Annotated in this window: 19 protein-coding genes and 2 pseudogenes; 9 read left to right on the top strand and 12 right to left on the bottom strand. The window is 71.3% G+C overall.

The genetic code is table 11. The features are described 5' to 3' along the window. Window positions 1-30: 30 nt before the first annotated feature. The 3 genes from ACYX4T_RS27835 to ACYX4T_RS27845 all read right to left on the bottom strand — a co-directional run bounded on the left by ACYX4T_RS27835 (window position 31) and on the right by ACYX4T_RS27845 (window position 4,688). Window positions 31-1,287 (bottom strand): MFS transporter, encoded by a 1,257-nt coding sequence (locus tag ACYX4T_RS27835; RefSeq protein ID WP_476012445.1) that lies wholly within the window; start codon window positions 1,285-1,287, stop codon window positions 31-33. Window positions 1,288-2,030: 743 nt separating this feature from the next. Then, on the bottom strand, window positions 2,031-3,911 hold the full coding sequence (locus ACYX4T_RS27840; RefSeq protein WP_476012446.1) for a primary-amine oxidase: 1,881 nt from the start codon (window positions 3,909-3,911) through the stop codon (window positions 2,031-2,033). A gap of 51 nt (window positions 3,912-3,962) precedes the next feature. Beyond that, window positions 3,963-4,688 (bottom strand): alpha/beta fold hydrolase, encoded by a 726-nt coding sequence (locus ACYX4T_RS27845; protein ID WP_476012447.1) that lies wholly within the window; start codon window positions 4,686-4,688, stop codon window positions 3,963-3,965. A gap of 114 nt (window positions 4,689-4,802) precedes the next feature. Here ACYX4T_RS27845 and ACYX4T_RS27850 point away from each other — a divergent pair, with 114 nt between their 5' ends. From ACYX4T_RS27850 to ACYX4T_RS27870, 5 genes are all read left to right on the top strand, one after another. After that, on the top strand, window positions 4,803-5,489 hold the full coding sequence (locus ACYX4T_RS27850; RefSeq protein ID WP_476012448.1) for a winged helix-turn-helix transcriptional regulator: 687 nt from the start codon (window positions 4,803-4,805) through the stop codon (window positions 5,487-5,489). Between the two features lie 56 nt (window positions 5,490-5,545). Continuing rightward, window positions 5,546-6,229, top strand: coding sequence for an MBL fold metallo-hydrolase (locus tag ACYX4T_RS27855; RefSeq protein ID WP_476012449.1), 684 nt, complete (start codon window positions 5,546-5,548; stop codon window positions 6,227-6,229). A gap of 93 nt (window positions 6,230-6,322) precedes the next feature. Then, on the top strand, window positions 6,323-6,712 hold the full coding sequence (locus ACYX4T_RS27860; protein WP_476012450.1) for an AraC-like ligand-binding domain-containing protein: 390 nt from the start codon (window positions 6,323-6,325) through the stop codon (window positions 6,710-6,712). Further along, entirely contained in the window at window positions 6,616-7,098 is a 483-nt protein-coding gene (locus ACYX4T_RS27865) for a nitrilase-related carbon-nitrogen hydrolase (protein WP_476012451.1), read from the top strand. The genes ACYX4T_RS27860 and ACYX4T_RS27865 overlap by 97 nt, the downstream gene beginning before the upstream one ends. Next, window positions 7,098-7,562 (top strand): site-specific integrase, encoded by a 465-nt coding sequence (locus ACYX4T_RS27870; protein WP_476015386.1) that lies wholly within the window; start codon window positions 7,098-7,100, stop codon window positions 7,560-7,562. The genes ACYX4T_RS27865 and ACYX4T_RS27870 overlap by 1 nt, the downstream gene beginning before the upstream one ends. A 346-nt stretch (window positions 7,563-7,908) precedes the next feature. On the opposite strand, the gene ACYX4T_RS27875 is transcribed toward ACYX4T_RS27870, so the two are convergent. From ACYX4T_RS27875 to ACYX4T_RS27895, 5 genes and pseudogenes are all read right to left on the bottom strand, one after another. Further along, window positions 7,909-9,447, bottom strand: coding sequence for a sensor histidine kinase (locus ACYX4T_RS27875; protein ID WP_476012452.1), 1,539 nt, complete (start codon window positions 9,445-9,447; stop codon window positions 7,909-7,911). Beyond that, entirely contained in the window at window positions 9,444-10,175 is a 732-nt protein-coding gene (locus ACYX4T_RS27880) for a response regulator transcription factor (RefSeq protein ID WP_476012453.1), read from the bottom strand. The genes ACYX4T_RS27875 and ACYX4T_RS27880 overlap by 4 nt, the downstream gene beginning before the upstream one ends. Before the next feature lie 211 nt (window positions 10,176-10,386). Next, window positions 10,387-12,477 carry a glycosyltransferase family 39 protein gene (locus ACYX4T_RS27885; protein ID WP_476012454.1) on the bottom strand — a complete coding sequence of 697 codons (2,091 nt, stop codon included), beginning with the start codon at window positions 12,475-12,477 and terminating at the stop codon, window positions 10,387-10,389. Window positions 12,478-12,524: 47 nt separating this feature from the next. Next, window positions 12,525-13,802: a glycosyltransferase gene (locus ACYX4T_RS27890; protein WP_476012455.1), complete on the bottom strand. Its 1,278-nt coding sequence runs from the start codon at window positions 13,800-13,802 to the stop codon at window positions 12,525-12,527. Window positions 13,803-13,888: 86 nt separating this feature from the next. Beyond that, window positions 13,889-14,215: pseudogene (locus ACYX4T_RS27895) on the bottom strand (mannosyltransferase YkcB-related protein); the annotation flags it as partial. A gap of 113 nt (window positions 14,216-14,328) precedes the next feature. Here ACYX4T_RS27895 and ACYX4T_RS27900 point away from each other — a divergent pair. Beyond that, window positions 14,329-16,830 (top strand): HAD-IC family P-type ATPase, encoded by a 2,502-nt coding sequence (locus ACYX4T_RS27900; RefSeq protein WP_476012456.1) that lies wholly within the window; start codon window positions 14,329-14,331, stop codon window positions 16,828-16,830. A 155-nt stretch (window positions 16,831-16,985) separates the two neighbouring features. Here the strand turns inward: ACYX4T_RS27900 and ACYX4T_RS27905 are convergent, their stop codons facing one another. From ACYX4T_RS27905 to ACYX4T_RS27920, 4 genes are all read right to left on the bottom strand, one after another. Next, complete coding sequence (locus ACYX4T_RS27905) at window positions 16,986-17,684, bottom strand: O-methyltransferase (RefSeq protein ID WP_476012457.1); 699 nt, start codon at window positions 17,682-17,684, stop codon at window positions 16,986-16,988. Between the two features lie 68 nt (window positions 17,685-17,752). Further along, window positions 17,753-18,784 carry a HoxN/HupN/NixA family nickel/cobalt transporter gene (locus tag ACYX4T_RS27910; RefSeq protein ID WP_476012458.1) on the bottom strand — a complete coding sequence of 344 codons (1,032 nt, stop codon included), beginning with the start codon at window positions 18,782-18,784 and terminating at the stop codon, window positions 17,753-17,755. An 87-nt stretch (window positions 18,785-18,871) separates the two neighbouring features. After that, window positions 18,872-19,111 carry a hypothetical protein gene (locus tag ACYX4T_RS27915; RefSeq protein ID WP_476012459.1) on the bottom strand — a complete coding sequence of 80 codons (240 nt, stop codon included), beginning with the start codon at window positions 19,109-19,111 and terminating at the stop codon, window positions 18,872-18,874. Further along, entirely contained in the window at window positions 19,108-20,061 is a 954-nt protein-coding gene (locus ACYX4T_RS27920) for a DUF3500 domain-containing protein (RefSeq protein ID WP_476012460.1), read from the bottom strand. The genes ACYX4T_RS27915 and ACYX4T_RS27920 overlap by 4 nt, the downstream gene beginning before the upstream one ends. A 599-nt stretch (window positions 20,062-20,660) precedes the next feature. Between ACYX4T_RS27920 and ACYX4T_RS27925 the strand changes: the two genes are divergently transcribed. From ACYX4T_RS27925 to ACYX4T_RS27935, 3 genes and pseudogenes are all read left to right on the top strand, one after another. Further along, window positions 20,661-20,846, top strand: coding sequence for a hypothetical protein (locus ACYX4T_RS27925; protein WP_476012461.1), 186 nt, complete (start codon window positions 20,661-20,663; stop codon window positions 20,844-20,846). Between the two features lie 714 nt (window positions 20,847-21,560). After that, a pseudogene (locus ACYX4T_RS27930) lies at window positions 21,561-21,830 on the top strand (ATP-binding protein); the annotation flags it as partial. 98 nt (window positions 21,831-21,928) lie between these two features. Next, a complete protein-coding gene (locus ACYX4T_RS27935; protein WP_476015387.1) occupies window positions 21,929-22,195 on the top strand; it encodes a hypothetical protein in 267 nt (88 codons plus the stop codon). Window positions 22,196-24,740: the final 2,545 nt, after the last annotated feature.

Below are 24,740 nucleotides of genomic sequence, written 5' to 3' on the forward strand. Positions count from 1 at the left end.
GGGGCGAGGACGGCGGGAGGGCGTCTCAGGTCATCGGAGGCCTCCGGCGAGCTGCCGCGCAGCTGGATGCTTGCGCAACCGAGCCATCGCCCAGCAGCCCAGGAGCGGACCGAGAGCCAGCATCGAGAAGCCTCCTGCCCACCCGAGCAGGTCGGCTACAGGACCGACGAGCTGGATGGTGACGAGGGTGAGGAGGAAGCCGGCTGAGGTCTGGATCGTCAGCATCGTTCCGACCGTCGAGGGTTCCGAGAGTTCCGCGATGCTGGCCGAGAACTGGGCGGAGTCGGCGATCACGGTGACGCCCCATACGACACCGACAGCGATGAGAAGCACCGGCGACATGGCGAACAGCCAGCCCATCACGAGGGCGCAGCTCGCGCTGGCGGACATCGCGGCGATCGTCGTTGCTGTGCGTCCGACGCGATCGGCCAGGAGGCCACCGAGGCTGGCGCCGAACGCGCCGACACCGATGACGACGAAGGTGGCGAGCCCTGCCAGCAAGCCGGCGGATGAGGCTCCCGAGGCAGCGAAGCTGGCGTGGAAGAACAAGCCGATCCAGGCCCACATGGCGTACAGCTCCCACATGTGGCCGAGGTATCCGAGGTTGGCGAGCCGCAACGGGACCCTTCTCCACGCCTGCGCCAACGCCGCACGCTCGAGGCGGGGAGCGGTCACCCGCCGCGGACCGAGGCCGATCAGCGTGATGAGGAGGCCGGCCACGACGGCCGCCGCGGCTGCCACCGCATAGACCACTTGCCACCTCGGACCACCGATGCTGGTGATGATGTGGGGGCTCGCGGAACCGAGTGTGAGTGCCCCGACCAGCAGCCCCATCAGCCAGCCCAGGTCACCCGACGCCCATGTCGCGGCGATGCGCAATCCGATCGGATAGACACCGGCCAGGCACACTCCGGTCGCCAGTCGCACGCAGATCGACCATCCGTCAGCGGCGGGGAGGACGACCAGGCTCGCGGTCAGGAGGCCGGCCATGAGTGCGGAGATCATGAACAGCTTGCGGGGGTCGATCCGGTCCGGTAGGCGACCGGCCGCGCTGAGGACTGTGCCAACGACGAAGCCGATCTGCACCGCGCTCGTCATCGCGGCGATACGGAAGTCGGACAACGGCTCGAAGAGCAGGATCTGGGGCAGGGCGGCCGTCGAGGAGAACCACACGCTCATCGCCATGACCTGACTGAGCAGGAGGATCGCGATCGAGAAGGTCTTGCTCTCACGACCGCGTCCGGCGTGGGCAGCAGATGGCGTGCGACCATCGGTGGAAGCGGACAACGGATGACCATCCAGCGGTGTCGGAGCTGCACGGGGTGGCGTCGTGGCCGGCCACGGGGGTTCGTCTCGCTCGGGGCCGCGATGGCCCTGAGCCTCGCGTCCAGACGACTTGGGCAGGTCGAGGTCGTGCGGTGGCCCAAGGGAAACCTCTCGGCGAGGCTGGTTGCGCCACTCCTCGTAGGCGGGTCGTCTGGCCGTGGCCCACAGCAGGACGCCGCCACTATCTGTGTCGCAGGAGCATGCCCACATCCGTGGTGAGCACGGATTGGACTACGGAGACGGGGCGAGAGGACGCGTGGGTCTCGTCGGTCCGTTGCGGGATCTCGGTCAGCAGCGGCCGGGCGCGCTGGAGGCTCCGAGAGTCCCGGGGATGCCTGTTCCCGGCGTGGCGCACCCGGAAGCCGGACGGACTCGGTCGACCCGATCCCGGGCTTTCAGCAACCGCACGCACCCTCGGTCACGGCGACTCGTAGTCCGCGGCGATCTCACCGACCATCCGCACCGCACGCTTCTCAGCTCCGGCGTACACGGCGGGTGGGATGGACCTGACGAGATCCGATCTCCTCGGGCAGTCTGACGACGCCTGCCGCGGTGAGCGCGGCGCCGTCGGCGTCGCCCTCGTGACAGCTCGCGTCGATGAGGAAGAACGGGTTGTCGGTGCGACCTCGTCGAGGGAGTGGATGCCGACCGCCAACCGGCCGTCGGTGGGGGCGCCGCGGCTCGTCCACCGACGGCCGGCAGGACTAGCAGTGACCGTTGCTCGGCGGGGGGACGTCGAGGGCGGGGTTGCGGTCGAAGAAGCCGTACGGCTTGAGCGTGAACCCGCTGGAGTCCACCGGCATGACCGGCCAGTCCTCGGGGCGCGGAAAGTGGGTCAGCCCGAAGGTGTGCCACAGGACGATGTCCTGGCCGTCGACGTCGCGGTCGGCCTCGACCCACGCCGGCAGCCCGGCGCCCCCGGGGTGTTGGTAGACGAAGTCGCCGGCGGGGTAGCGCTGTTCGGGGTCGTAGCGGGTGACCCACAGCGCCTTCGTGGCGAACGTGGCCCGCCCGTGGATCGAGGAGTCGTCGTGCGCGAGCAGCGTGGGTTGCGACTCCGGGTGCAGCACGTAGGAGACCGGCTGCCCGACGGCGTTGGTCTTGTCCGGGTTGACGACGTGCCACACCCGACCGGAGGCGGCGTCGGTGCGGCGCTGGGCGTCGGACTCGTGGCCGAGGCGCGTCACGCGGCGGCCGAACGCGTTGCCGTACTCGTTGCCGGGCCCCAGCGGGACGCGGACCGCGTCGACCTCGTCGACGGCGTTGGACGTCCCGTCCACGGTCATGTCGAGGCGTGCCGAGAACAGGTGCTGGTGGAACGGCGCACCGAGGCCCGGGGCGATCTCCGTGGCGTACTCGCCCGGGGTGCCCGACGTGAAGACCATGCCCGTCGCCTTGGTCTCCAGCTCGATGGTGCCGTCGAGGTAGAGGTACCAGTAGAACCCGTAGTCGTAGTTGCCGATCGGGGTGAAGAACGAGATGACGAGCCGTCGTTGACGCCGGGTCTCGCTGGCGCCGGTGAACAGGTCGGTGTGCTTCCAGAGGACGCCGTAGTCCTCCTCGTGCATGCAGATGGCGTTCTCGATGGTCTTGGGGTTGCCGAAGTCGTCGGCGATGACGACATCGGTGTAGTGAATGTCGCCGAGGCAGTCGCATCCCAGCTTCAGGGAGTTGGCGTAGCGGGCGAACATGTACTCGCCGCAGTCGAAGTAGTTCTGCCAGAACCGCACCGAGCCGGGGTCGCCGTAGGGGACGACCATCTCGGCGACCGAGGCGCGGTAGCAGATCGGACGGCCGTCGAAGGCGATCTGGTGCAGGGTCAGGCCTTCGCGCTCGTTGAACCCGATGCGCAGGTCCCATCGCCCCCAGCGGACGTGGCCGTCCTCGACGGTGAAGGAGCGGCCCTCGGGCTGGGTGATCTCGATGGGCCGCAGGCCCTCGAGCGGCGGCCCCTGCACCTCGGGATCGTCGAAGTTGCCGCTCGTGTCGGGGACCGGGACGGCCCCGGTGTCGACGACCCGGTCCACGATGTGGTTGATGAGGTCGACGTAGGCGACGAGCCCGTCGATGGGGTGCGCCCAGGGGTGGTCGGCCTCGTGGTCCTGCCGGAATCCGAAAGCGCGGGCGATGCGCCGGCCGGTCTCCTCGGGGTAGTCGAAGACGCCGGCGGCCAGCGGCACGGCGCGGACCGCGGCGGGATCGATCCCGCGGGTGGCGAGCGCGTCGAGCCATCGCTGGTCGGCGTTGAGGATCCCTTCGACGATCTCGAACTCGAAGTCCATGATCGGCGGCTGGCCGTCACGCGGCGGGTCGAGCTCGCGCGACGAGACCACCGCGCGGGTATCGGTGGAGACGACCGTGTCCCAGGACCGACCGGTCGCGATGTCGAGCAGCGCGACGCGGAACCGGCGGTCGGTCGCGCCACCGGCGAGGACGTCGGCCTTCGGAGGCTCCTCGGGCAGGCAGAAGGCGTAGCGCACGGTCTCGGTGACCAGCCCGGCCTCGGCGAGCACGTCGCGGACGACGCGGATCTCGTCCTCGGTGGCCATGGCCAGGGCGTGCGTGCGGTTCTCCAGGGTGGTCATCGCGATCGGTTCCTCACGCCGCGGCGGCGGCATCGGTGGAGGTCGGGCGGATCAGGGTGCGGTGGCGGCCAGCACGTCGGCGACGGTCGCGGGATCGGTGAGGTGCGCGGCGTGGGTGCCGTCGAAGCGGACCGGGGCGACGCCGAGCCGATCCGAGTACTTCGGGGCCCACCACTCGTTCCCGGGCAGGAGGGCGAGGTCCCGGTCCCCGACCAGGTAGGTCGTGGGCAGGTCGGGCAGCGCGGCGTCGGCCGCCGACAAGGACTCGGCGAGGTAGGCGAGCGGTTGGGGCCGCAGCAGGCCGTAGGTCAGCTCCTGGACCGGGCGCGTTGCCGTCTGGGCGAAATTGGTGCGCCATCGCTCGAAGGGCAGGAGCACGCTCTCGGTGCCGGCGGCCTTCGCGCGGCCGAGCAGCATCTCGGCGTCCTCGTCGGGCATCGCGTCGAGCATCGACTCGTCGGCGGCCGGGACGAACGAGGCCCAGTGGACGAGGTGTCCGAACCGGTTCCCGACGCGGTGGGCGGCGGCGGTGACCGGGTAGGCGCTCCAGTCGTGGGCGACGACCGTCGCCCCGGAGACGTCCGCCCGCTCGATCTGGGCGACGAGAGCCGTGGTCGCGTCCGCCAGCGAGACGGTACGTGGGTCGTCGTCATGGGCCATCCCTGGCATCTCGGGAACGACGACGCGGTGGCCCCGCTCGGTGAGGACTCGCGCGACGGGATGCCAGGCCCAGCCGCCGACCCAGCACCCCGGCACCAGCACGAATGTGCGCGTCACGTGGCTCCTCCTGCGATCCGGCGAGGGTCGGGTGCGCGCAGCATGACGGTGTCGTCCCGATCACGCCGGTACAGGATTTGTACCTTGTCGGGTTCCTCGCCCTACCCTTCGCCGATGGCACGCGCCCCCGAGTACTGCCCCGTCTCGATCGGCGCCGCGGTGGTGTCCGAGCGCTGGAACCTGCTCATCCTGCGCGAGCTGCTCTCCGGCGCTCGAGGTTTCAACGAGGTCCACCGTGGTCTGCCGGGTCTCTCGCGCACGCTCCTCAGCCAGCGTCTGCGGGCGCTCCAGCACGCCGGGCTGGTCGCCGCCGCCGCGGAGGACGGGTCCGGGGGCGAGGGCTACCGGCTCACGCCGATGGGTGCGGATCTCCGGGGGGTCCTCGCCGAGCTGGGTGCGTGGAGCGTGCGGTGGTGCTTCCCTGAGCCGACCGACACCCAGCTCGACCCGCACCTGCTTCTCTGGCGGATGCGGCAGGGGCTGCTCAGCGAGCACCTTCCCGGGCGTCGGGTCACCGTCGAGCTGATCTTCGACCAGGAGCCGGCGCCGGTCCGGGGCTGGCTCGTCCTCGACGGCGAGGACTCCTCGGCCTGCACCAGGCACCCCATGTTCGACGTCGACGTCTACGCGCGCGCGCCGTCCCGCGTCTGGCACGAGCTCTGGTACGGCCACCGCCAGTGGTCGGAGGTGCTCGGGCGCCGCGAGCTGGAGCTCGCAGGGGAGGCGGCCCTCGTCGCCGCCTTTCCCCGGTGGTTCGCGCTGAGCGCCTTCGCCGACGGGGTCGCCGTGCGGAGTACCTGAGCCGGTACAGATGCTGTACCGGCTAGGTGGCTGCCGTCGTGCCACGCTGCCCGACCATGGCTCCCGCCCTGCGCAAGGTGGCCGACGGTGTGCACGTCGGCGCCCTCTTCCCCCGCCACGTCTTCAACACCGTCGTGCTCGAGGGTCCGGCCGGGGACGTGGTCGTCGACGCGGGCCCGCCCTGGTCGGGCCGCCGCCTTGCTCGGTTCCTGCGGGGCCGCGACGTCTCGGAGCACGTCGTCACCCACGCGCACGGGGACCACGTCGGCGCGACGGCGTGGCTCTGCGCGCACACCGGCGCGCCGTTGGCCATGAGCGCCGTCGAGGCCGACGACTTCGAGCGCGGGGACATCGCCTACCACGCCGGCGCCGGCGGCAGGTTCCTCATCGCGCCCATGGGTCACCGTCGTCGCACCGTGGACCGGCGACTGGTTGAAGGGGACACGGTCGCGGGCTTCCAGGTCATTGCTCAACCCGGGCACAGCCCCGGGTTGCTCGCCTTCTGGCGCGAGGCCGACCGCGTCCTCGTCGTCGGGGACGGCCCGATCAACCTGTCCACCGACCCCAGCCACCCGCGCTGGCTGCACATGCCCAAGAAGCTGCACCACGACCCCGGCGCCGCCGTCGCCTCGCGCTGGCGTCTCGCCGAGCTGCGCCCGGAGCTGATCATCTCCACCCACGGTTACCCCGTCGACGACCTCGACGCCTGGATCCAGGGTGTGCGCACCGTCGTGCACTGACCGTGACGATGTGGAGGCGTTCTCCGTGGTGGACACCGGCGCCGGACGACGCTTCGATGTTCGAGGTATGGGAGCGACCCCGGCATCGGCCGAGTGGTCGTCGATCAGGACGAGGCCTTCGGCTACTGGCGCGACATCATCTGCGAGACGTTCGTCCAGTTCGCCGCCCGCCCGGCGGCGTCCGGGCCGTTCGCCGGGCGGCTGGAGCACCGTGGGGTCGATGAGGTGGGGCTGTCCCTGGTGTCGGCCGACGCCCAACTGGTGGAGCGCACCCGAAGCCTCATCCGGCGCAGCCACGAGGAGTACCTGCTCGCGAGCATCCAACTCGAGGGGACCGGGCTCGTCTCGCAGGAGGACCGCACGGCGCGCCTGACGCCCGGTACTCGGTGTTCGGTGAGGGCGACGGCAGCGACCTCCAGGTCCACGAGACACCGCTTGGGCGCCTCGGCGCCCTCACCTGGTGGGAGCACTTCCAGCCGTTGACCAAGTACGCGATGTACAGCCTCGGCGAGCAGATCCACGTTGCCTCGTGGCCCAGCTTCTCGGTGTACCGCGGCGGCGCGCGGGCCCTCGGCCCGGAGGTCAACAACGCCGCCAGCCTCATGTACGCCGTGGAGGGCCAGACGTTCGTCGTGGCGCCGTGCTCCGTGGTCGGCCAGGCCGCGCACGACCTCTACTGTGACACCGACACGAAGCGGCAGCTGCTGCTGCAGGGCGGCGGGTTCACCCGCATCTACGGCCCGGAGGGCACGCCGCTGGGCGAGGACCTGGCCGAGACCGAGGAGGGTCTGGTCGTCGCCGACCTGGACTTCTCGCTCATCTCGATCGCCAAGTCCGCCGCCGAACGGTCGACGTCTCGCGCACGCTGATCCGGCTCACCGGCGTCGGGCTGATCCGCAAGTCGACCAAGACCGAGACCGGTGAGCGCATCCTGACCCTGCCGCGGTTCGTGGTCACCATGCTGCGCCGGCGCAATCCCGACGGCGACGCGCTCGGGCCGGTCTTCCCCGACACCCTCGGCGGCTGGCGCGACCCCTCGAACACCCGCCGCGCGCTGCGCGACGCTCGCGGCAGTGAGGGCTTCGCGTGGGTCACCAGCCACGTGTTCCGCCGGACCTGCGCCACGATCCTCGACCAGTCCGGCCAGTCGTCGCGCTCGATCGCCGATCAGCTCGGGCACGCGCAGGTCTCGATGACCCAGAACCACTACCTCGGCCGGCGGATCGCGAACCCCGGCGCAGCCGCCGCGCTCGACGCGTGGCACGACCAGCCCGACCAGGAGGACGTAAATCATGGGACCCGGCCCGGGCGCGGAGGGTGGTCCGGCCTCTGAGCTGGGAAGACTGTGCGCCGTCAGGGACTCGAACCCCGAACCCAGTGGACGAGAGTCAGGGACTCGCTTGTGATGCACGGTGAGCGTTGGTGCTGGTCAGCGATGGTGCCCGTCGATCTGGATCATCTGTGGCGGAGCCCTGCGGCAGACGATGGTGTGACGCAAGTGGTCCCCTGAGCGGGCCGCCGCAGCCGCTGGCGGTGCGCGTGCGTCGGTCGAGAGGGCGGCCGATGTCCTCGTTCGCGCGCAGCGGGGTGCCTCGCCCTCGACGAGCGCGTCCATCTCGGCCAGCGCACCGAGCGCCGCCCGGCCTCCTCTTCGGTCGCCAGGCTCTCGGGGACCCGATTCACGGAAGGTCGGCTCGCTCGTCGGGAGAGGGTGGGCCCTGACCCGGGGCCGCGGGGAGGGCGACGCGGAACCGTGTGTCGCCGGGCCGGCTGGTGACGTCCAGCGAGCCGCCGTGCTCGGTGACGACGGCCGAGACGATGGACAGGCCCAGCCCGGTGCTGCTCCCGGAGGTGCGGGCCCGGCCGGTCTCGCCGCGGGCGAAGCGCTCGAACACGTGCGGCAGGAGATCCGGTGGGATGCCCGGCCCGTTGTCGGCCACCTCGAGGCGCACCAGATCGTCCGCCCGCACGAGCCGCGTGGTCACCGTGGTCCCGGGCGGGGTGTGGGTGCGGGCGTTGGCGAGCAGGTTGCTGAGGACCTGGTGCAGGCGCTCCGGGTCGCCGACGACGTCGAGGTCGGCGCCGGTGTCGTCCTCGGCCCGGTCGGGGAGGTCGAGCGACCAGTGGCGGTCCGGGGCGGCGAGGTGGGCGTCGGTGACGGCGTCGACGACGGTGCGGGCGAGGTCGACGCGCTCCCGGGCCAGCGGGCGCCCGGCGTCCAGGCGGGCGAGCAGCAGCAGGTCCTCGACCAGGGCGGTCATCCGCCGGGTCTGCGAGCCGACACGCTCGAGGAGCCGCGCGACCTCGGGCGGCATCTCGTCGGAGCGCCGCGCGGCGAGCTCGGAGTACCCGCGGATGGCCGCGAGCGGGGTGCGCAGTTCGTGGCTCGCGTCGGCGACGAAGCGTCGCAGCCGGGTCTCGCTGTCCTGGCGGGCCTCGAGCGCGGCACCGACGTGGCCGAGCATGCGGTTGAGGGCGATCCCGACCTGGCCGACCTCGGAGCGCGGATCGGCGTCGCTGTCCGGTACCCGCTCGACCAGCTCCACCTCGCCGCTCTCCAGCGGCAGCTCGGACACGCGGCGCGCGATCGCCGAGACGCGGTGCAGCGGGCGGAGGGTCAGCCGGGTCGTGTATGCGGCGCCGAAGCCGGCGATGACGACGCCGATCCCGAAGATGACCGCCTCCCGCAGGACCAGCTCGTCGACGGTGTCCTCGAGAGCGCCGGTACCCAGCCCGACGACGGTGACGGTCCCGTCCAGACGTGGGGCGGACGCGACGCGGTAGCTCCCGAGGCCGTCCAGGTCGACGGTCCGCGGCGCGTCGCCCGGAGCCACCGCGATGACCGGGGCGACCTGAGCGACGCTCACCGGCTGGACGGCGCCCCGACGCCCGACGAGCACCGCACTCGCCACGCGTCCGTCGTCGACGGTCACCTCCAGGGTGTTGGCCGGCCGGTCCGGCCCGCCGCCGACGAAGCCGCCGCCGGCGTCCGGCGGGGGCGGCCGGGTGCCCGCGTCGGGACCGGGCGGGTCGCTGCGGAACCGCGCGATGTCCTGCACCTGGCTGTCGAGCTGCTGGTAGAGGTACCCGCGCAACGACAGTGCAGCCCCCGCCCCCACGACGACGCTCACCACCGTCAGCAGCAGCACGGTGGAGACGACGAGCCGGTTCTGCAACGACGGGAGCCGTCGCAGGGCTCGGCGGATCGGGGTGCTCACCCGGCGGCCGGCTTGAGGACGTAGCCGGCTCCCCGGACCGTGTGGATCATCGGGACGCGGCCGGCGTCGATCTTCTTGCGCAGGTAGGAGATGTAGAGCTCGACGATGTTGGACTGGCCACCGAAGTCGTAGTTCCACACCCGGTCGAGGATCTGGGCCTTGGACAGCACCCGACGCGGGTTGCGCATGAGGAAGCGCAGCAGCTCGAACTCGGTCGCGGTCAGGTCGATCTGATCGCCGCCGCGGGTCACCTCGTGGCTGTCCTCGTCGAGGTGCAGGTCGCCGAGGGTGAGGGCGGCCTCGTCGCGAGCGACGGTGGCCGCGGCGGCGCGGCGCAGCAGCCCTCGCAGGCGGGCGACGACCTCCTCGAGGCTGAAGGGCTTGGTCACGTAGTCGTCGCCGCCGGCGGTGATGCCCGCGACCCGGTCCTCGACGGCGTCGCGGGCGGTCAGGAACAGCACCGGGACGTCGGGGACGTCGGCGCGCAGCCGGCGCAGCACCTCGAAGCCGTCGATGTCCGGGAGCATCACGTCGAGGACCACGACGTCCGGGCGGAACTCGCGACCCTGCTTCACCGCTGCCATGCCGGCGCCGGCGCTGCGCACCTCCCAGCCCTCGTAGCGCAGCGCCATCGACAGGAGCTCGGCGAGCGTGGGCTCGTCGTCGACGACGAGCGCCCGCACCGGGGTGCCGTCGGAACGCCGCAGGTCGGAGGGGGTCGCAGCCATGTTCCATAGAGTGCCCTGCGGACGTCGGTCCTGGCTGGGTGGTTCCTGTGCGCCCGCTGTGCGGTCCGGTGCGGTCGAGTGTGGTCCGGCGCGGCGGGCACGACGGGGCGAGGGCCGCGCGAGCCGTGGGGGGAACGGCGGCGCGCGGCCCTCGCGGGCACCGGCAGGGCCGGTGGTCTCCGGCCGCCCGGGCATGGCCGGGCGGCCGCGGTCAGGACGTCGGTCGGGCCAGGTCGTACACGAGGCGCCCCCCGACATCGATCGGTGTGAAGTGCGTGGTCACCCAGGTGCTGATCTCACCGGTGGTGCCGCGGCTCTCGCGACCACCCCCGCCGCCCTGGCCCGGCTGGCCGGACGGGGACGCGGGGCTCCCGCCAGCTCCGCCACCGGGCCCCCCACCGACGACGAAGTAGCGGACCTGCCCGGACACGACGTATTGCTGGAACTGGGCGAGGGTGGGTGCCGGGTCGCTGCCGGTGAAACCGCCGAGGGCCATCACCGGGACGCCGGACTCCAGCTGCAACGACGCCTGGCTCATCGCCCCGGTCGTCGCGGCCGCCCACCGGGTGCCGGCCTGTTGGAGCAGCGTGACCATCGCGGGCGAGGCGGTCTCGCCGCCCATCGCGCCCCCGCCGCCGGTCCGGCCCGGCGGGCCGGCCTGCCCGGGTGCCTGGGCCGAACCGTCACGGCCGTCCGGAGCCGCACGCCCGCCCGGGCCTCCCGCGCCGCCGCCGGGGCCGCCCGTGCCGCTGCTCGCTCCGGCCGAGACGATTGACCCCTGATGGGGCGTGGCCGCCGTGATCGCGGCGTAGGCGGTCGACGCGCCGAGCGCGGCGAGCAGCGACGCCGCGAGGGCGACGACCCCGATGGCCCGGACGGCCCGGACCCGTCGCCCCGCACCGGAGGAGAACGACAGCGCCACCGCGGCGAGGACGCCGGCGACGAGGAGTACCCACCGCAGCGGGAGCAGCGATTGCTCCTGGGTGAGGATGACGGCGCTCCAGGCGGCCGTGCCCGCCACAACCACCGCGAGCACGGCGCGGGCCGCCGGCGAGGCGCGACGCCGCCAGAGGATGGAGGCGCCGACCGCGGCGGTGATCGCCACACCGGGAGCGAGGGCCACCACGTAGTACGGGTGGATGGTCCCGCTCATGAAGCTGAACACGAGGGCGTGCACGAGCAGCCATGTCCCGCCGAGCACCAGCAGGCCGCGAGTGCGGTCGGTGCGGGGAGCACGGCGGGTCAGCCACAACCCGGTCGCCAGCACGACCAGCGCGGCGGGCAGCAGCCACGAGGCGTTGCCGGCGAATTCGCTGGTGAGCATGCGGGTGAGACCCGCTTCGCCGCCGAAGCCACCACCGGCGGCGCCCGGGCCGCCGCCTCCCTCGCCGTTTCCCTCACCGCCGAGGATGCGGCCCAACCCGTTGTAGCCCAGGGCGAGCTCGAGCAACGAGTTGTCGGTCGACCCGCCGATGTAGGGGCGGGACGAGGCGGGCCACAGCTCGACCAGCAGCAGGTACCAACCGGCCGAGACCACGATGGCGACACCGGCCGCGAGCAGGTCGAGGACGCGCCGCCGCAGGGTCGTCGGCGCGACGAGCAGGTACACCAGCGCGAGGCCGGGTACCACGAGCATGACCTGCAGCTGTTTGGTCAGGAATCCGGCGCCGACCAGCGCGCCCGCGGCGACGAGCCACCAGGTGCCGGCGCGACGGCCGGCGGCGTCGACCGCGCGGGTCGTGGCGTAGGCCGCGGCGACCATGCACAGCACCAGCAGCGCGTCCGGGTTGTTGAACCGGAACATCAGCACCGCCACCGGGGTGAAGGCCAGGATCGCGGCGGCGGCCAGCGCCGTTCGCGGGCCGGACCAGCGCCGCACCGTGGCGTACACCAGGGCCACCGAGGCGACCCCCATCAGCGCCTGCGGGGCGAGCATCGACCACGACGAGAACCCGAAGATGCGGCCGGACAGGGCCATGACCCACAGCGCGGCGGGCGGCTTGTCCACCGTGATCAGGCCCGGGGCGTCCAGGGCCCCGAACAGCCAGGCCTTCGGTGACTGGGTCCCGGCCTGCACCGCGGCCGCGTAGAAGCTGTTGGCGTAGCCGGACGCGCCGAGGTTCCACAGGTAGGTCACCGCGGTCGCGGTCAGCAGGAGCAGGTAGGTGGGACGAACCCAGCGCGGGTCGTCCTCGCGGCCCCGCACGAACCGTCGGCTCCGGCCCGCGCGGGGCGGGACGGGGTCGGCGGGCGGGGCCGCCACAGGGTCGGTCACGGCGGTCTCGGACGTGCTGGTGCTCATCGGGGAGCGGGCCCTCCGTCAGACGTGCGGGATCGGGGCAGCAACGGTCAGGAGCGCTGGCGGCGCGGGTGGAACACCCAGGCGCGGTAGGCGACGAAGCGGAGCAGGGTCGCGACGGCGTTGGCGACGACGAGCACGGCAAGCTCGACGCTGTGGCTCGCGGCCGGTGCCAGGTGCCCGAGCAGGGCCAGCGCACCCGACGTCAGGACCAGGCCCAACCCGAACACGAGCAGCCCCTCGATCTGGGAACGCCCGGCGTGGCGGCGCCCGCGGATGCCGAAGGTGAAACGCCGGTTCGCCGCGGTGTTGGCCGCCGCCGTGATCACCAGGGCCAGCAGGTTCGACGGCTGCGGAGCCAACGCCCCGCGGAACACGGTGTAGAGCAGCAGGAACGCCAGGGTGGAGATGACGCCGATGACCGCGAAGCGGACAATCTGGGCGGTCATGCCGGGAGCCACTCCCGCCACCTCGTCGGACGTGGTGGGGGCCAGCGGAGAGCGGCCGAACTCCTCGCGCAACCGAGCCACCGGCAGCGCGCCGGTGGCCAGGGCGCGGCCGACGCGAGCGACGCCGCGCAGGTCGGCCATCGCGGTCGCGACGACGTCGACGGTCGAGTCCGGGTCGTCCACCCAGTCGACGGGCACCTCGTGGATGCGTAGCCCGGAGCGCTCGGCGAGCACCAGCAGCTCGGTGTCGAAGAACCAGCCGGTGTCCTCGACGAGGGGAAGCAGCCGCTGAGCGATGTCGCGGCGGATGGCCTTGAAGCCGCACTGGGCGTCGGAGAACCGCGCCCTCAGCGTCCCGCGGAGGATGACGTTGTAGCAGCGGGAGACGACCTCCCGCTTGGTCCCGCGCACCACGCGCGCGCTGCGCGAGAGCCGCGAGCCGATTGCCAGGTCGGAGTGGCCGGAGATCAACGGCGCGACCAGCGGCAGCAGGGCGTTGAGGTCGGTCGACAGGTCGACGTCCATGTAGGCGAGCACGGGCGCGTCCGACGCCGCCCAGACGGTCCGCAGGGCCCGGCCACGGCCCTTCTCGTCGAGGTGGACGACGGACACGGCGTCGAGCTCGTCGGCCAGTTCCCGCGCCACGGCCAGCGTGCGGTCGGTGCTGGCGTTGTCGGCGACGGTGATCCGGAACGGGTAGGGGAACCCGTCGGTGAGGTGGCGGTGCAGGCGCCGGACGCAGGGCCCGAGGTCGCGCTCCTCGTTGAACACGGGGACGACGACGTCGAGCGCGACGCCTGCGGTGGCGGCCACCGGGGCGGGCGCGGGGCCGGGCTGGGGAGCGTCCGCGAGGGCGCGGGCCGGGGTCGCTGCGGTCATGCTCGAAGAGTCGGGCGCGGAGATGGATACGCCGTGGGCCGAGGCTGTGTCCGAGCTGTGCGTCCGCGGGCCCTGCACGGTGCCGCTCATCGGGCGGACGTCGGGAGGCCATAGACGGTGGTCCCGCCGACGGTGGTCGCGGTGTAGCGCCGGGCCACCCAGTCGGCAATCTGGGCCGCCGCGTCGCTGCCGTCGGTGTGGTTGGTGGAGGCCGACGCCGATGACGCGTCGCCGGCGAAGTGTGGACGGCTCCGGGTTGCCACGTGAGCCTGGAACTGCTCGAGCGTCGGTGCCGGGTCGGTGCCGTTGAATCCGCCGAGCGCCATCACCGATGCCCCGCTCGCGAGCTGGTAGCCGGCCGCGGCGCTGGAGCCGACCGTTGCCGTCACCCAGGTATATGACCCATCCCCCTGTCCAAAAGCTGGAGACCGGCACTGCCTCGGGAACGCACCGTGCACCCCTCAGCTCCGCTCCAGGTTCGGTCGGGATCATGGTGCCGACCGAGCATCGAGCGGGGGACGACAGCATGATCACGCCGACCGTCGAGGGCCTCACCGAGGCGCAGGCGCAGCAGGTGGCGCGGGAGGGCCGGGCGAACACACCGGTGTCCGGGTCGGGGCGGACGACCGCGACGATCCTGCGCACGACGGTGTTCTCGTTTTACAACAACACGCTGTTCGTCATCGGGATCGCGCTGCTGGTGCTCGGGCGCTACAGCGACGCCGTGGTCAGTGTCGGTCTTGGCATCATCAACGCGGCGCTCGCGGCGTTCCAGGAGCTGCGGGCCAAGCGCCAGCTCGACCGGCTGCAGCTGCTCGCACGCGAGCCGGTCACGGTGGTGCGCGACGGGGAGGACCGGCCGGTGCCGCCGTCAGAGGTCGTCGTCGGCGACCTCGTGCGGGTGCGCACCGGCGACCAGGTGGTGGTCGACGGTCCTCTCGCCGCAGGCCGGCTGGAGGCCGACGAGTCCCTGCTCACCGGGGAGTCGGACCCGGTCGCCAAGGCCGTGGGCGACGTGCTGCTCTCGGGCAGCTCGATCTCCGGCGGCGAGGGCCTGCAGCGCGCCGAGGCCGTCGGCACCGACAGCCACGCGGGCCGGCTCACCCTCGCGGCCCGCGCCGACACCACCGCCCTGACCCCGTTGCAGTGGCGCATCGAGCTGGTCGTGCGGCTGCTGATCCTGCTCGTCGTGCTCATCAGCGGCGCGATCCTCGCCCAGGCCGCCCTCGAGGGGACGACCGTGGTGCGGTTCGTGCAGACCTCGGCGGTGCTCTCGGGTCTCGTGCCCTACGGGCTGTTCTTCCTCATCGCCGTCGCCTACACCGTCGGCGCCGCGCGGATCGCCGGTCGTGGCGCACTCGTGCAGCTGCCCAACGCCGTCGAGGCCGTCAGCCGCGTCGACGTCGTCTGCACCGACAAGACCGGCACCCTCACCAGCGGTCGGCTGGCGCTCGTCGAGGTGGTGCCCGCTGACGGTGACGAGGCAGGTGCTCGGGAACTGCTGGGCACCTTCGCCCGCTCGATGTCGAGCACCAACGCCACCACCTCCGCCCTGACCGCCGACGAGGCCTTGCCCGGTGACCGTCGCGAGATCGCCGACGAGGTCGAGTTCCGCTCGTCGCTGCGCTGGAGCGGCATCACCCTCGCCGACGGCACCACGCTGGTCCTCGGTGCGCCGTCGACGCTGCGCCCCGCGCTGGACGACACATCGCTCACTGCCGACGAGGCCGTGCGCCGACGGACCGACCAGGGCCTGCGCGTGCTCGTCCTCGCCCGCGGCACCGGGACGCTGCGCGACGCCGACGACCGCCCGCGCCTGCCGCGCCTGCGGGCGGTGGCGCTCGTCGCTCTGGCCGACGAGCTGCGCGACGGCGTCACCGACGTCCTGACCGGCCTGGCCGACGACGGCGTCGCGGTCAAGGTGATCTCCGGCGACGACCCGGACACGGTCGCCGCCCTCGCCCGCCGCGCCGGCCTCGACGCCCCGGCAATCGCCGGCCCGGGTCTCGCGGCCCTCCAGGGCGAGGCCTTCGACGACGCCGTCGACGCGCACGGCGTCTTCGGCCGCATCGCCCCCGAGCAGAAGGAGCAGATCGTCGACTCGCTGCGCCGCCGCGGCCACCAGGTGGCGATGGTCGGCGACGGCGTCAACGACGCCCGCGCCCTCAAGCGCGCCCAGGTCGGCGTCGCGATGCGTTCGGGCAGCTCGGTGACCCGCGACGTCGCCGACATCGTCCTGCTCGACGACTCGTTCACCACGCTTCCTCCGGCGCGCGTCGAGGGCCGCCGGATCATCGCCGGCGTCAGCAGCTCGATGTACCTGTTCCTGTCGCGGGTGTCGACACAGATGCTGGTCATCCTGTCCGTGACGCTGCTGGGTCTCGGCTTCCCCTACACACCGACGCAAGTCGGGCTGACGCTGTTCACCGTCGGCGTGCCGACGTTCTTCCTCACGCTGTGGGCGCGCCCGAAGCCGCCGGCCGAGGACCTGTTGGTCTCCCTGGCGCGCTTCGTGATCCCGGTCGGCGTGCTCACCGCCGGGTTCGGCACCGCGGTGTACGCCTACCTCTACACGGGAGTGACCGCCATTCTCAGCGGCCCGGCCGTGCGCCCGGAGTTCATCGTCGGGTGGCAGCGGTACACCGGACTGCCGCCGAGCGACCCCGACTTCGTCGCGGCCGCGGCCACCCTCGGCGCGCAGAGCGGGCTGTCGGTGTTCGTCTCGAGCTCCGCCATCGTCCTCATCCTGCTGCTCGAGCCACCGCACCGCATGTTCACCGCCTGGGCCCCGGTGAGCGAGGACCGCCGACCCCTGTGGTTGGCACTCGCGCTGTTCGTGGCCTTCGCGGTTGTGCTGATCGTCCCCGCCACCCGCAGCTACTTCGGCCTCACCGCGCCCGACCCGCCTGTGATCGAGGCCGCCGGGATCGCGCTCGCGGCCTGGTTCCTCGCGCTCAGCCTCGTCCTGCGCCACCGCGTGCTCGAACGGGTCCTCGGTCTGACCGGGGGCCCCCGGACGCCGGCGTGAGCCGCCGCCTCTGTTGACGGCCACGGCGCCCGTGTCGACGGCTCGCACAGCCTCCGGTCGACAGCAACTCCTCTCAACGATCACCGACTCCATGGCGCTCGACCATCGCGCGCGGTCACTTCTGAAGTGGTCGGGTCACGAGCTGCCGGGCGACGTCAGGTGATGCGGAGGGCGATCACGAGGTCCTCGCCCTCGAGGAAGGTGGACAGCCAGCGCGGGTCGGCGTCGAGCTGTTCGAGGAAGCCGGTCGCCCGCGAGGCGTTGTCGGCCACGACGAGCGCACCGGTGGCGAGGTGGGGCTCGAGCATCCCGAGCACGTCGGAGTACATGTCCTTCGCGCCGTCGAGGAAGAGCAGGTCGACCCGGTCGGGTAGGTCGTGGGCGAGGGTGTCGGCGGCGTCGCCGTCGCGCACCTCGACGACGTCGGCGAGACCGGCGGCGGCGACCGAGCGTCGAGTGGCCTCGACCTTGTTCGCCTCGTACTCCGTGCCGATGACCAGGCCGCCGCCGTTGTCGAGGACCGCGGCGCCCAGGTGCAGCGTGGAGATGCCGAACGAGGTGCCGAACTCGACGACAGACCGCGCGCCGTGCAGGCGCGCGAGCTGGTAGAGCAGTCGGCCGACCGAGGGAGTGACCGCCATGTAGGCGTGGCGCATGAGCGCGAACTGCTCGCGGCTGGAGCGGGGTCGGCCGTCCCGTCCCTCGGCTGGGCGTCCGCCACGGGCGTGGAGCCCCTTCGGCCGCGGCGGGCTGCCGCCGCGGTTGCGGGCGGCGTCGGCGTAGAGCTCGCTCAGGACGTCGGCGACCGGCGGGCGGCTCAGGCTGTTGGCGGGATCGATCCGGGGTGCTGCCATGCCTCGATGCTGGCACCGGAACCGGTGCGTTCGATGAGAGGACGCTGTGCGTCGGGCACCCTGCCGCGTCACCCCACGAGCGCGCCGACGCCGGCGAACACCATGAGGCTGCCGAGCGCGGCGACGACGCTCGCCGAGATCAAGGGCAGCCGCGACGCGGCTCCGGCGGGCATGCGGTGGGTGAGCCTGCTCAGCCATGGCGCGCCGGCGACGAGGAGCAGGCCCAGCACGGTCAGGACGAGGGCGAGTCCGACGCTGAAGGCGACGATCATGACGATGCCCAGGGCGGTCCGGTTGAGCCCGACGGCGAGCAGGAGCACGCCGAGGGCCTCGGGACAGGGGATGAGGCCGGCAGAGACGCCGAGGGTCGTCACGCCCCGCAGGCCCGGCGGGTCGACGCCGACGTGCCCGTATCCATACCCGTGCCCGTGCCCGTGGCCGTGGCCGGCGAGGGCAGGCTCGGGTGCGGTCCAGCGTCGGCGGACGAGCCTGACGCCGAGCCCGAGGACCAGTGCGCCGGCGAGCAGGGTGAGCAGGGGTGTGACGACCTCGGGCAGGAGGTAGCGGCCGGCGAGGAGCATTGCGACGCCGAGTCCGATGACCGCGGCGGTGTGGGTGGTCGTGACGGTGAGGCCGAGGACGACGGCGTCGCGGGGTCGGGCTCGTTCGCCGACGAGGTAGGCGGCGATCAGGGCTTTGCCGTGGCCGGGGGTCAGGGCGTGGGCGGCGCCGAGCAGGGCGCAGACCCCGAGCAGGACGGCGACGGCCCACGCGGAGCCGAGGGGTCGGCGCAGGAAGTCCGTCAGGGGGTCGCCGGTCGACGTGCCCGCGGCGGGCGAGGTGGACCCGGACGTGAACAGGGCGGTGAACGGGTTCGTGGTCGGGGCCTGCACCTCGAGGGGCAGGACGGGGTGGGCGTGGGTGACGGCCCCGGCGAGATGGGTGGTGCCGTCGGTGCCGACCCCGCCGACGACGACCTGGTGGGAGTGCACGACCTCGGTGATCGCGCCCCAGCGCAGGCCCACCGTCGTGTCGCCGACAGCGCCGTCGGGTGCGACGGCGGAGATCACGACGCGGACGTTGTCCAGACCCTCGAACACCTCGGGTTCGACGGTGGTGACCGTCGTCGACCACGGCGTCCCGTCCGGTGCCGTGACCGCGACACTGCGCGCGAACAGCTCGGTGAGCTACGGGTGTTGGGCGGGGACGGTCACGGCCGGCGCGGCGGCGAGGCCGCGGTCGTAGGCGAAGTCGAGGCGGTCGACGGGCACGTGCGCGGTGAGCGTGAGACCGAGCCGGTCGGTCCGCTCGTCGACGGCGACCTCGACCAGGGTCGAGGCCGGGTCGTGGGCGAGCGCCGTGCCGGGCAGGAGCACGAGCAGCGCCGCGACGGCGGCCAGCGCGACGGCGAGCGCGCGTCGGCTCACCCGCCCACCCCGGTGCCGTAGTCGAGCTGCTTGTCGCGGTAGAGCGTGTGGTAGTGGATGCCCGTGTCCCCGGGGGTATTGATCCACTCGATCCACACGCGCGGCCCGTCAACGCGGAAGTAGGCGGTCTCGGTGGGCTGGGTGGATCCCGACCAGGCGATGCGGGTCTGGGGGAGCTGGGTGGCGTAGAGATCGAGCAGCGGCTGGGCGATCTCGGGGGCGGCGTCAGCGACCCAGTCGGCGATCACCCGCTGGACGGTCTGCTGCTGCTCCGGGGTGAGCTCGGTATAGGGCAGCCCCTCGGTCGCGGGGTAGCCGGTGTCCACGCCCGGGCCCATCACGAGGTCGTCGTAGGAGCCGGAGAGCTCGGCGGTGCTGCGGCGGGTCTCGTCGAGGGAGCCGAACAGGCCGAACATGTCGCGGGCGTCGGCCTCCATCGGCGCGTACTGGCGATCGCCCAGGGCGAAGCTGATCGGTTCGACGCCGGTGAAGTTCGGGGAGACGCTCAGCGTCTCGCCGCCGAGGGAGACGTGGACGGCGAGGTGGTGCCCGCCGAACTGCAGCGTCCAGGGCTGGCCGGTCGACGGCTCGCCGTAGAAAGCGAGGAAGTAGTTCGCGGAGCCGAAACCAGGTCCGTCGGGCTCCTGGGTGGCGAGGTAGTCGTCGGCGGCCATGATGCCCTCGACCTGGCTGTAGCCGGCGGCGGACATCACGCTACGCACGGCGGCCAGCGCTGCGGCGCGCTGCGGTTCGCTCAGGTCCCCGAGCTTGGCGCCCTGACGGCCGGTGAACGCGCCGGCGGGGAAGTTCGACCAGCTGCAGCGCTTGCCGTCGAGGTCGGTGTAGGCGAACACTGCGGCGCCCCGCTGCTCCGGCGTGAGCGTGGCCAGGAACGCGGTCGAGGCTTCGACCGCGCCCTGCACGGAGCGGGCGTCGGCCGGGGCGGGCACGGCCCCGGCCGCCGGCGCTGTCGGTGTCGCCCCCGACGGTGCGCAGTTTCCGACGCCCCCTCCGCTGACCCCGCCCCCTGAGCTGCAGCCCGCGGCGAGGACGAGGGCGAGCGCCGCGGCAGCACCGAGAGCGGCGTGGCGCCGCGAAGCAGGGCGGCGGTTACGAGCGGCAGGGGGACGACCGGTGGCCGTGGGCATCGGGGAGGACTCCTGGAGGTCTGCGGACGGGAGGGAGCCAAGGGGCGCTCCGGGGCGCGCGCCCGCCCCGGCTCGGACGGCGGGAATCCTCGCACCGCGACCTGAAGCGGACCGGAAGATCGCCCGGCGCGCCACGGGAGGAGCCGCCTCCTTTCGGTGCGCTCCAGGTCGTCGTGCGGTAGTCCGACCGGTTGGCCGGAAGCCCACCAACGGCTGGCCGCCCGACTATGTTCGTCAATGCGCTGGCGATCCCGTAGGGCAAGCGGCGCAGCGCCCACCGTGCCGGTGGAGGACGCCGGCGACGCGTCGCGGCCGTAGGTCAGGCCGGTGTAGCTCTCGACCCGCCCGTCGCTCACCAGCGGGCCGTCGACCACGAGGGTTTCGCGTGGGTCACCAGGCACGTGTTCCGCCGGACTTGCGCCACGATCCTCGACCAGTCCGGCCAGTCGTCGCGCTCGGTCGCCGACCAGCTCGGGCATGCACAGGTGTCGATGACCCATCCCACTACCTGGGCCAGCGCATCGCTAACCCGGCCGCGGCCGCCGCCCTCGACGCGTGGCACGACCAGCACGACCAGGAGGACGTAGATCGTGGGCAAATCATGGACCTCGGCGCGGGCGCGGAGGGTGATCCGGCCTCGGAGCTGGGAAGACTGTGCGCCGTCAGGGACTCGAACCCCGAACCCAGTGGACAAGAGTCAGGGCGTCCTTCGTGATGAACGGTGACCATCCGTCCTGCTCAGCGATGGCGCCCGAGGGTTTCGATCATCTGCGGTAGGGCCTCGCGCAGCGCCATGGTGGGACGTAAGCGGCCACCTAAGCGGTCGGTGATTGCCGCCCAGCCATTGCGAGAGGCGGGGCGGCACCAATCCCGACGGCAACGTCAGCGGATCGAGGGCCTCGCAGAAGAACCGTAACCGAGCCCACATGGAGGGCGCGGCGACGACACCAGGCAGCGCGACGGCGGCCGCCCGACCGTCCGTGTCCCCGCCGTGCCCGGGCCCCGCGCGGAGGTGAGTACCGGCCGCGTGCTCCACACGCTCTCGGGAGACTCCCGGAGAAGCCCGGAGTACGAGGACACGACCCCGTCACCCTCCGAGGTGGTCGGCCAGACGCAACGCGAACGCGGTGAGGGTGCGGACCGGGTTGGCCGCCGAACTGGACGCATTACCGACAAGTCGCACACGTACAGGCCGTGGTGGTCGATCACCTTGAGGTCCTGTCGACGACCGACGACCCGAACGCGGACTTCGTGACGGGACTTCGCGGGCATCCGAAGTGTCCCAACCACAGTGAGCTGCGATGACCACCAGCCCGACCAGCGAGGCCCGCCGCTACCAGAACCTGCGCGCCCACCTGGGCTACCTCAGGCTCGACGACGCCGCCGACGCCCTGAACACCGTGCTCGACGCCGCCCGCAGAGAGGGGCTCTCGCTGACCGTCGCGCGCGAGCGCCTCCTCGAGGTCGAGGTCGAAGCCACCGGAGCCCGCCGGCTGGCCATCCAGCTGCGGTGCGCCTGCCTGCCCGGGCCCTGGACCATCAGCGACTTCGACTTCGCCGCCCAACCCGGTGTCGACGAGAAACTCGTCCGCGACCTCGCGGCGCTGCGCTTCTTCGACGACGCCGCCAACGTGCTGTTCGTCGCCCCCCCCCCGGAGTCGGCAAGACCATGCTGGCCACCGCCCTGGCCCGGGGCACGGCCGAGGCCGGGGTGCGGGTGCACTTCACCACCGCCGGCGACCTGGCCGCCCGCTGCCATAAGGCCGCCCTGGAGGGCCGGTGGAACACCTGCATGCGCTTCTTCGCCGGACCGAGGCGGGCTCGGCCGAGCCCGGCACCACCCGCACCTTCACCGCGAGTTGCTCGGGTGGGGGTTCGCCGACGGCGCCGGCGTCGGGCACCTGGTGGCGAGCGCCGGCGACCGGCCCGTCGGTGATGGCCAAGTGGGGGGCTGCTACTGCAGATGGATACCCGGGTGCTGGGAGGCCGCGCTGGCGCCGCCCCCGCCCGGACGCCACCTGGCAGCACCGGCGCCCGTGCTCGACGATCGGGGTGCTTGCACCCGCCCGACCGGCCCTGCAGGCAGAGCCCGCGCCGCCGAGGGAAGGGCCCCAACGCGTCGCCGGGCGAAGCTTCGAGAGAGTTCCACGCTCCGTCCTGGTAGCGGCAAGTAATCAGTTGCTTCCGGGCGGCAGCCGTATTAACCCGATCGCAATGGTCCGTTCGAGCGACCTTGTTGGCTTGCCATTCGGCAGGCTGCGAACATCGGACGTCAACTATTCTCAGGGGTGTAGGCCGATGACCGTGTCAGAGGACGAGGTACGCCGACTCGTAGAGTTAGGTCCACTTCTGGACGCCTATCGCGAGGCATTGCGCGGCAACTCTTCTGCGTTGCCGTATGGACTATCATACCTATCTGATCACGACGGTTTCTGGAAGGGGTGGGACGCGCTCAAGGACAACAGTGCCCGGCTTCCAGAACAGATGAATAGGACTTCCAGCGAGTTTCTTGATTTCGAGGCGGCGACGCTGAGGCGGCATGCGAATATGAACGAGACGGAACCCGCAGCCATGCTTCTTCACCTCGGGAGAGTGGGCAGTGGCAGCGATTCGAAAAGTACGGGAATGCACCTCTCAGACCTTCCGAAGGCAGATAGCGTGCGGCAGGACGTAAGGAGGTTGTCGAGCGAAACTTGAACAGACCGAGCGCCAGTCCAGTCCCGGACGCTTCATGCGCCTCTTCGGCGCGGGCTATCAATCATTGCCGGCGCTGGGATTGTAGGAACGAACGCAGCGGTCACGATCGCGAGCGGAGGTATCGGCGCTCCTGCGCTTACATCGATGGCGCTCGGAATGGGAGCCGTCTTCGCTGGGACATTCGATAATCCTGCCGCTACGACGCAATTTCTGCCTTTCGTGTCGCAAGTCGGAAGCGGTAACGACGGCGGAAGACCGGCGAACGCTCAAGACGCGGCTGGCCGTCCGGGCTGAGCGACGGTGATCGCATCGTTTGGGCATGGCTCGGGCGGCCCACGAGCTGAACTGGCAGCTACGAGTGACAGCAGCGCCGCCATCGCCAACGGCGTTGATGGCGATTCGCGCGGAGAAGCCAGGGCGTAGCCGTAGAAGTCGCGGTCGGCGAGAATGAGCATGTCGGGCCCGGTGAGGTCCCGGCTGGTGCCACCTACCCAATGCGATAGGGGTGTCCCAGGTGATCCTTCGATGGTACTGCGTCCTTAAGTAGCGCTACGTTGGGCTTGATCGATTAGTTTCATCGCGTAGCGAATAGGCTCCGAGAATCCCTTTCTATGCGTGTGTCGCACGTGGTGCCTCGCGAGGTCGCTAGCATCAAACCGCTCGAGAAAGACTAGGAGGTGAGGGAACCTATAAAGGCTTCTATCGTCCACCGATATGATGTAATTCCATACTGAGCTTTCCTTCTCCCCTGTGTCCGGTAACTCGGATAGTGGTGGTGGAGCGGATGAATCTCTTACAAGCTGACCGAGCTTCTCCTGGCGCCACTTATGGTCGGCCTCCTGTAGGCGGGATGCGGGCAGGTACTTCTTCTCAAATTCGTCCGTGATTCCATTCAGATAGAAATTGACAACCTTGAGTCGCCCATTAGTCGCAGCGGCACAATCTCTCGGGATCAGTCCTCCAGAATGCCGATTAACATCGCTTATCACGTCCCCAAGCCGGGCGATTGCCGGCATAATTACATCGCGAACCTCCTTCCCATAAGTCAGCACGCTTCTATGGGCTCTAATTCGCAATTGTGCTGTCTTGACGGCGTGATGCAATCCGCGCAGCTCGCCAACCAGGCGTCGTCTCTCTGCCTCGTCACTCTTCTCTTGCTGGGCGAAATTCTCGGACTCCTTACGGCTATCGTCAGCCGCACGCCCGTATTCGCCTATCAAGAAGGACACGACCGCACCGGACACTAGGGCGATAGCCAACGTAAGGGAAGATCTCATTAGTTCAGCATCGCGCTGGAATCCTTGAGCTTGGTCGTCTGGAGCTATCCAAAGGGCAAACAGTGCAAGACCGCATGCGGCGACGAGCCCGACAATTGGAACAATACGCCGAAGCCATGTCTCGCCTCGAAATTCTTGTTGGCTCACGTCTGACAGCGCCCCCAGGTTAGCTTCCAGTCAGCAACACGCTCCTCGGACGCTCTTGCTATGGCTAGAGGTCGTTTGGACGAAAGGAAATAGCTACTAGCGCGCGCACGCTCGACCGAGCGCTGGCCCGGCCAGGGGTCAATCACGGCAGGTAGGTGCCTATGGCGGGTCCCAGCTCCGCGCACGCACGTACCGCGCCGGGGTGATGTGACGATTCCAGCGTTGTCATTCTTGCCTTGATCGAACGTCCTCGCCGCCCAGCTACTCGGCCTGTCGGTCGACCAGGTCACACATCGAGACCTGCTGGGGACCAACCTTCGCTCCGGCACGCCACCGTCGGCGCACGAAGCCCTCGGCACC

The sequence above is a fragment of the Actinomycetospora sp. ABD4_176 genome (genome assembly GCF_056311855.1).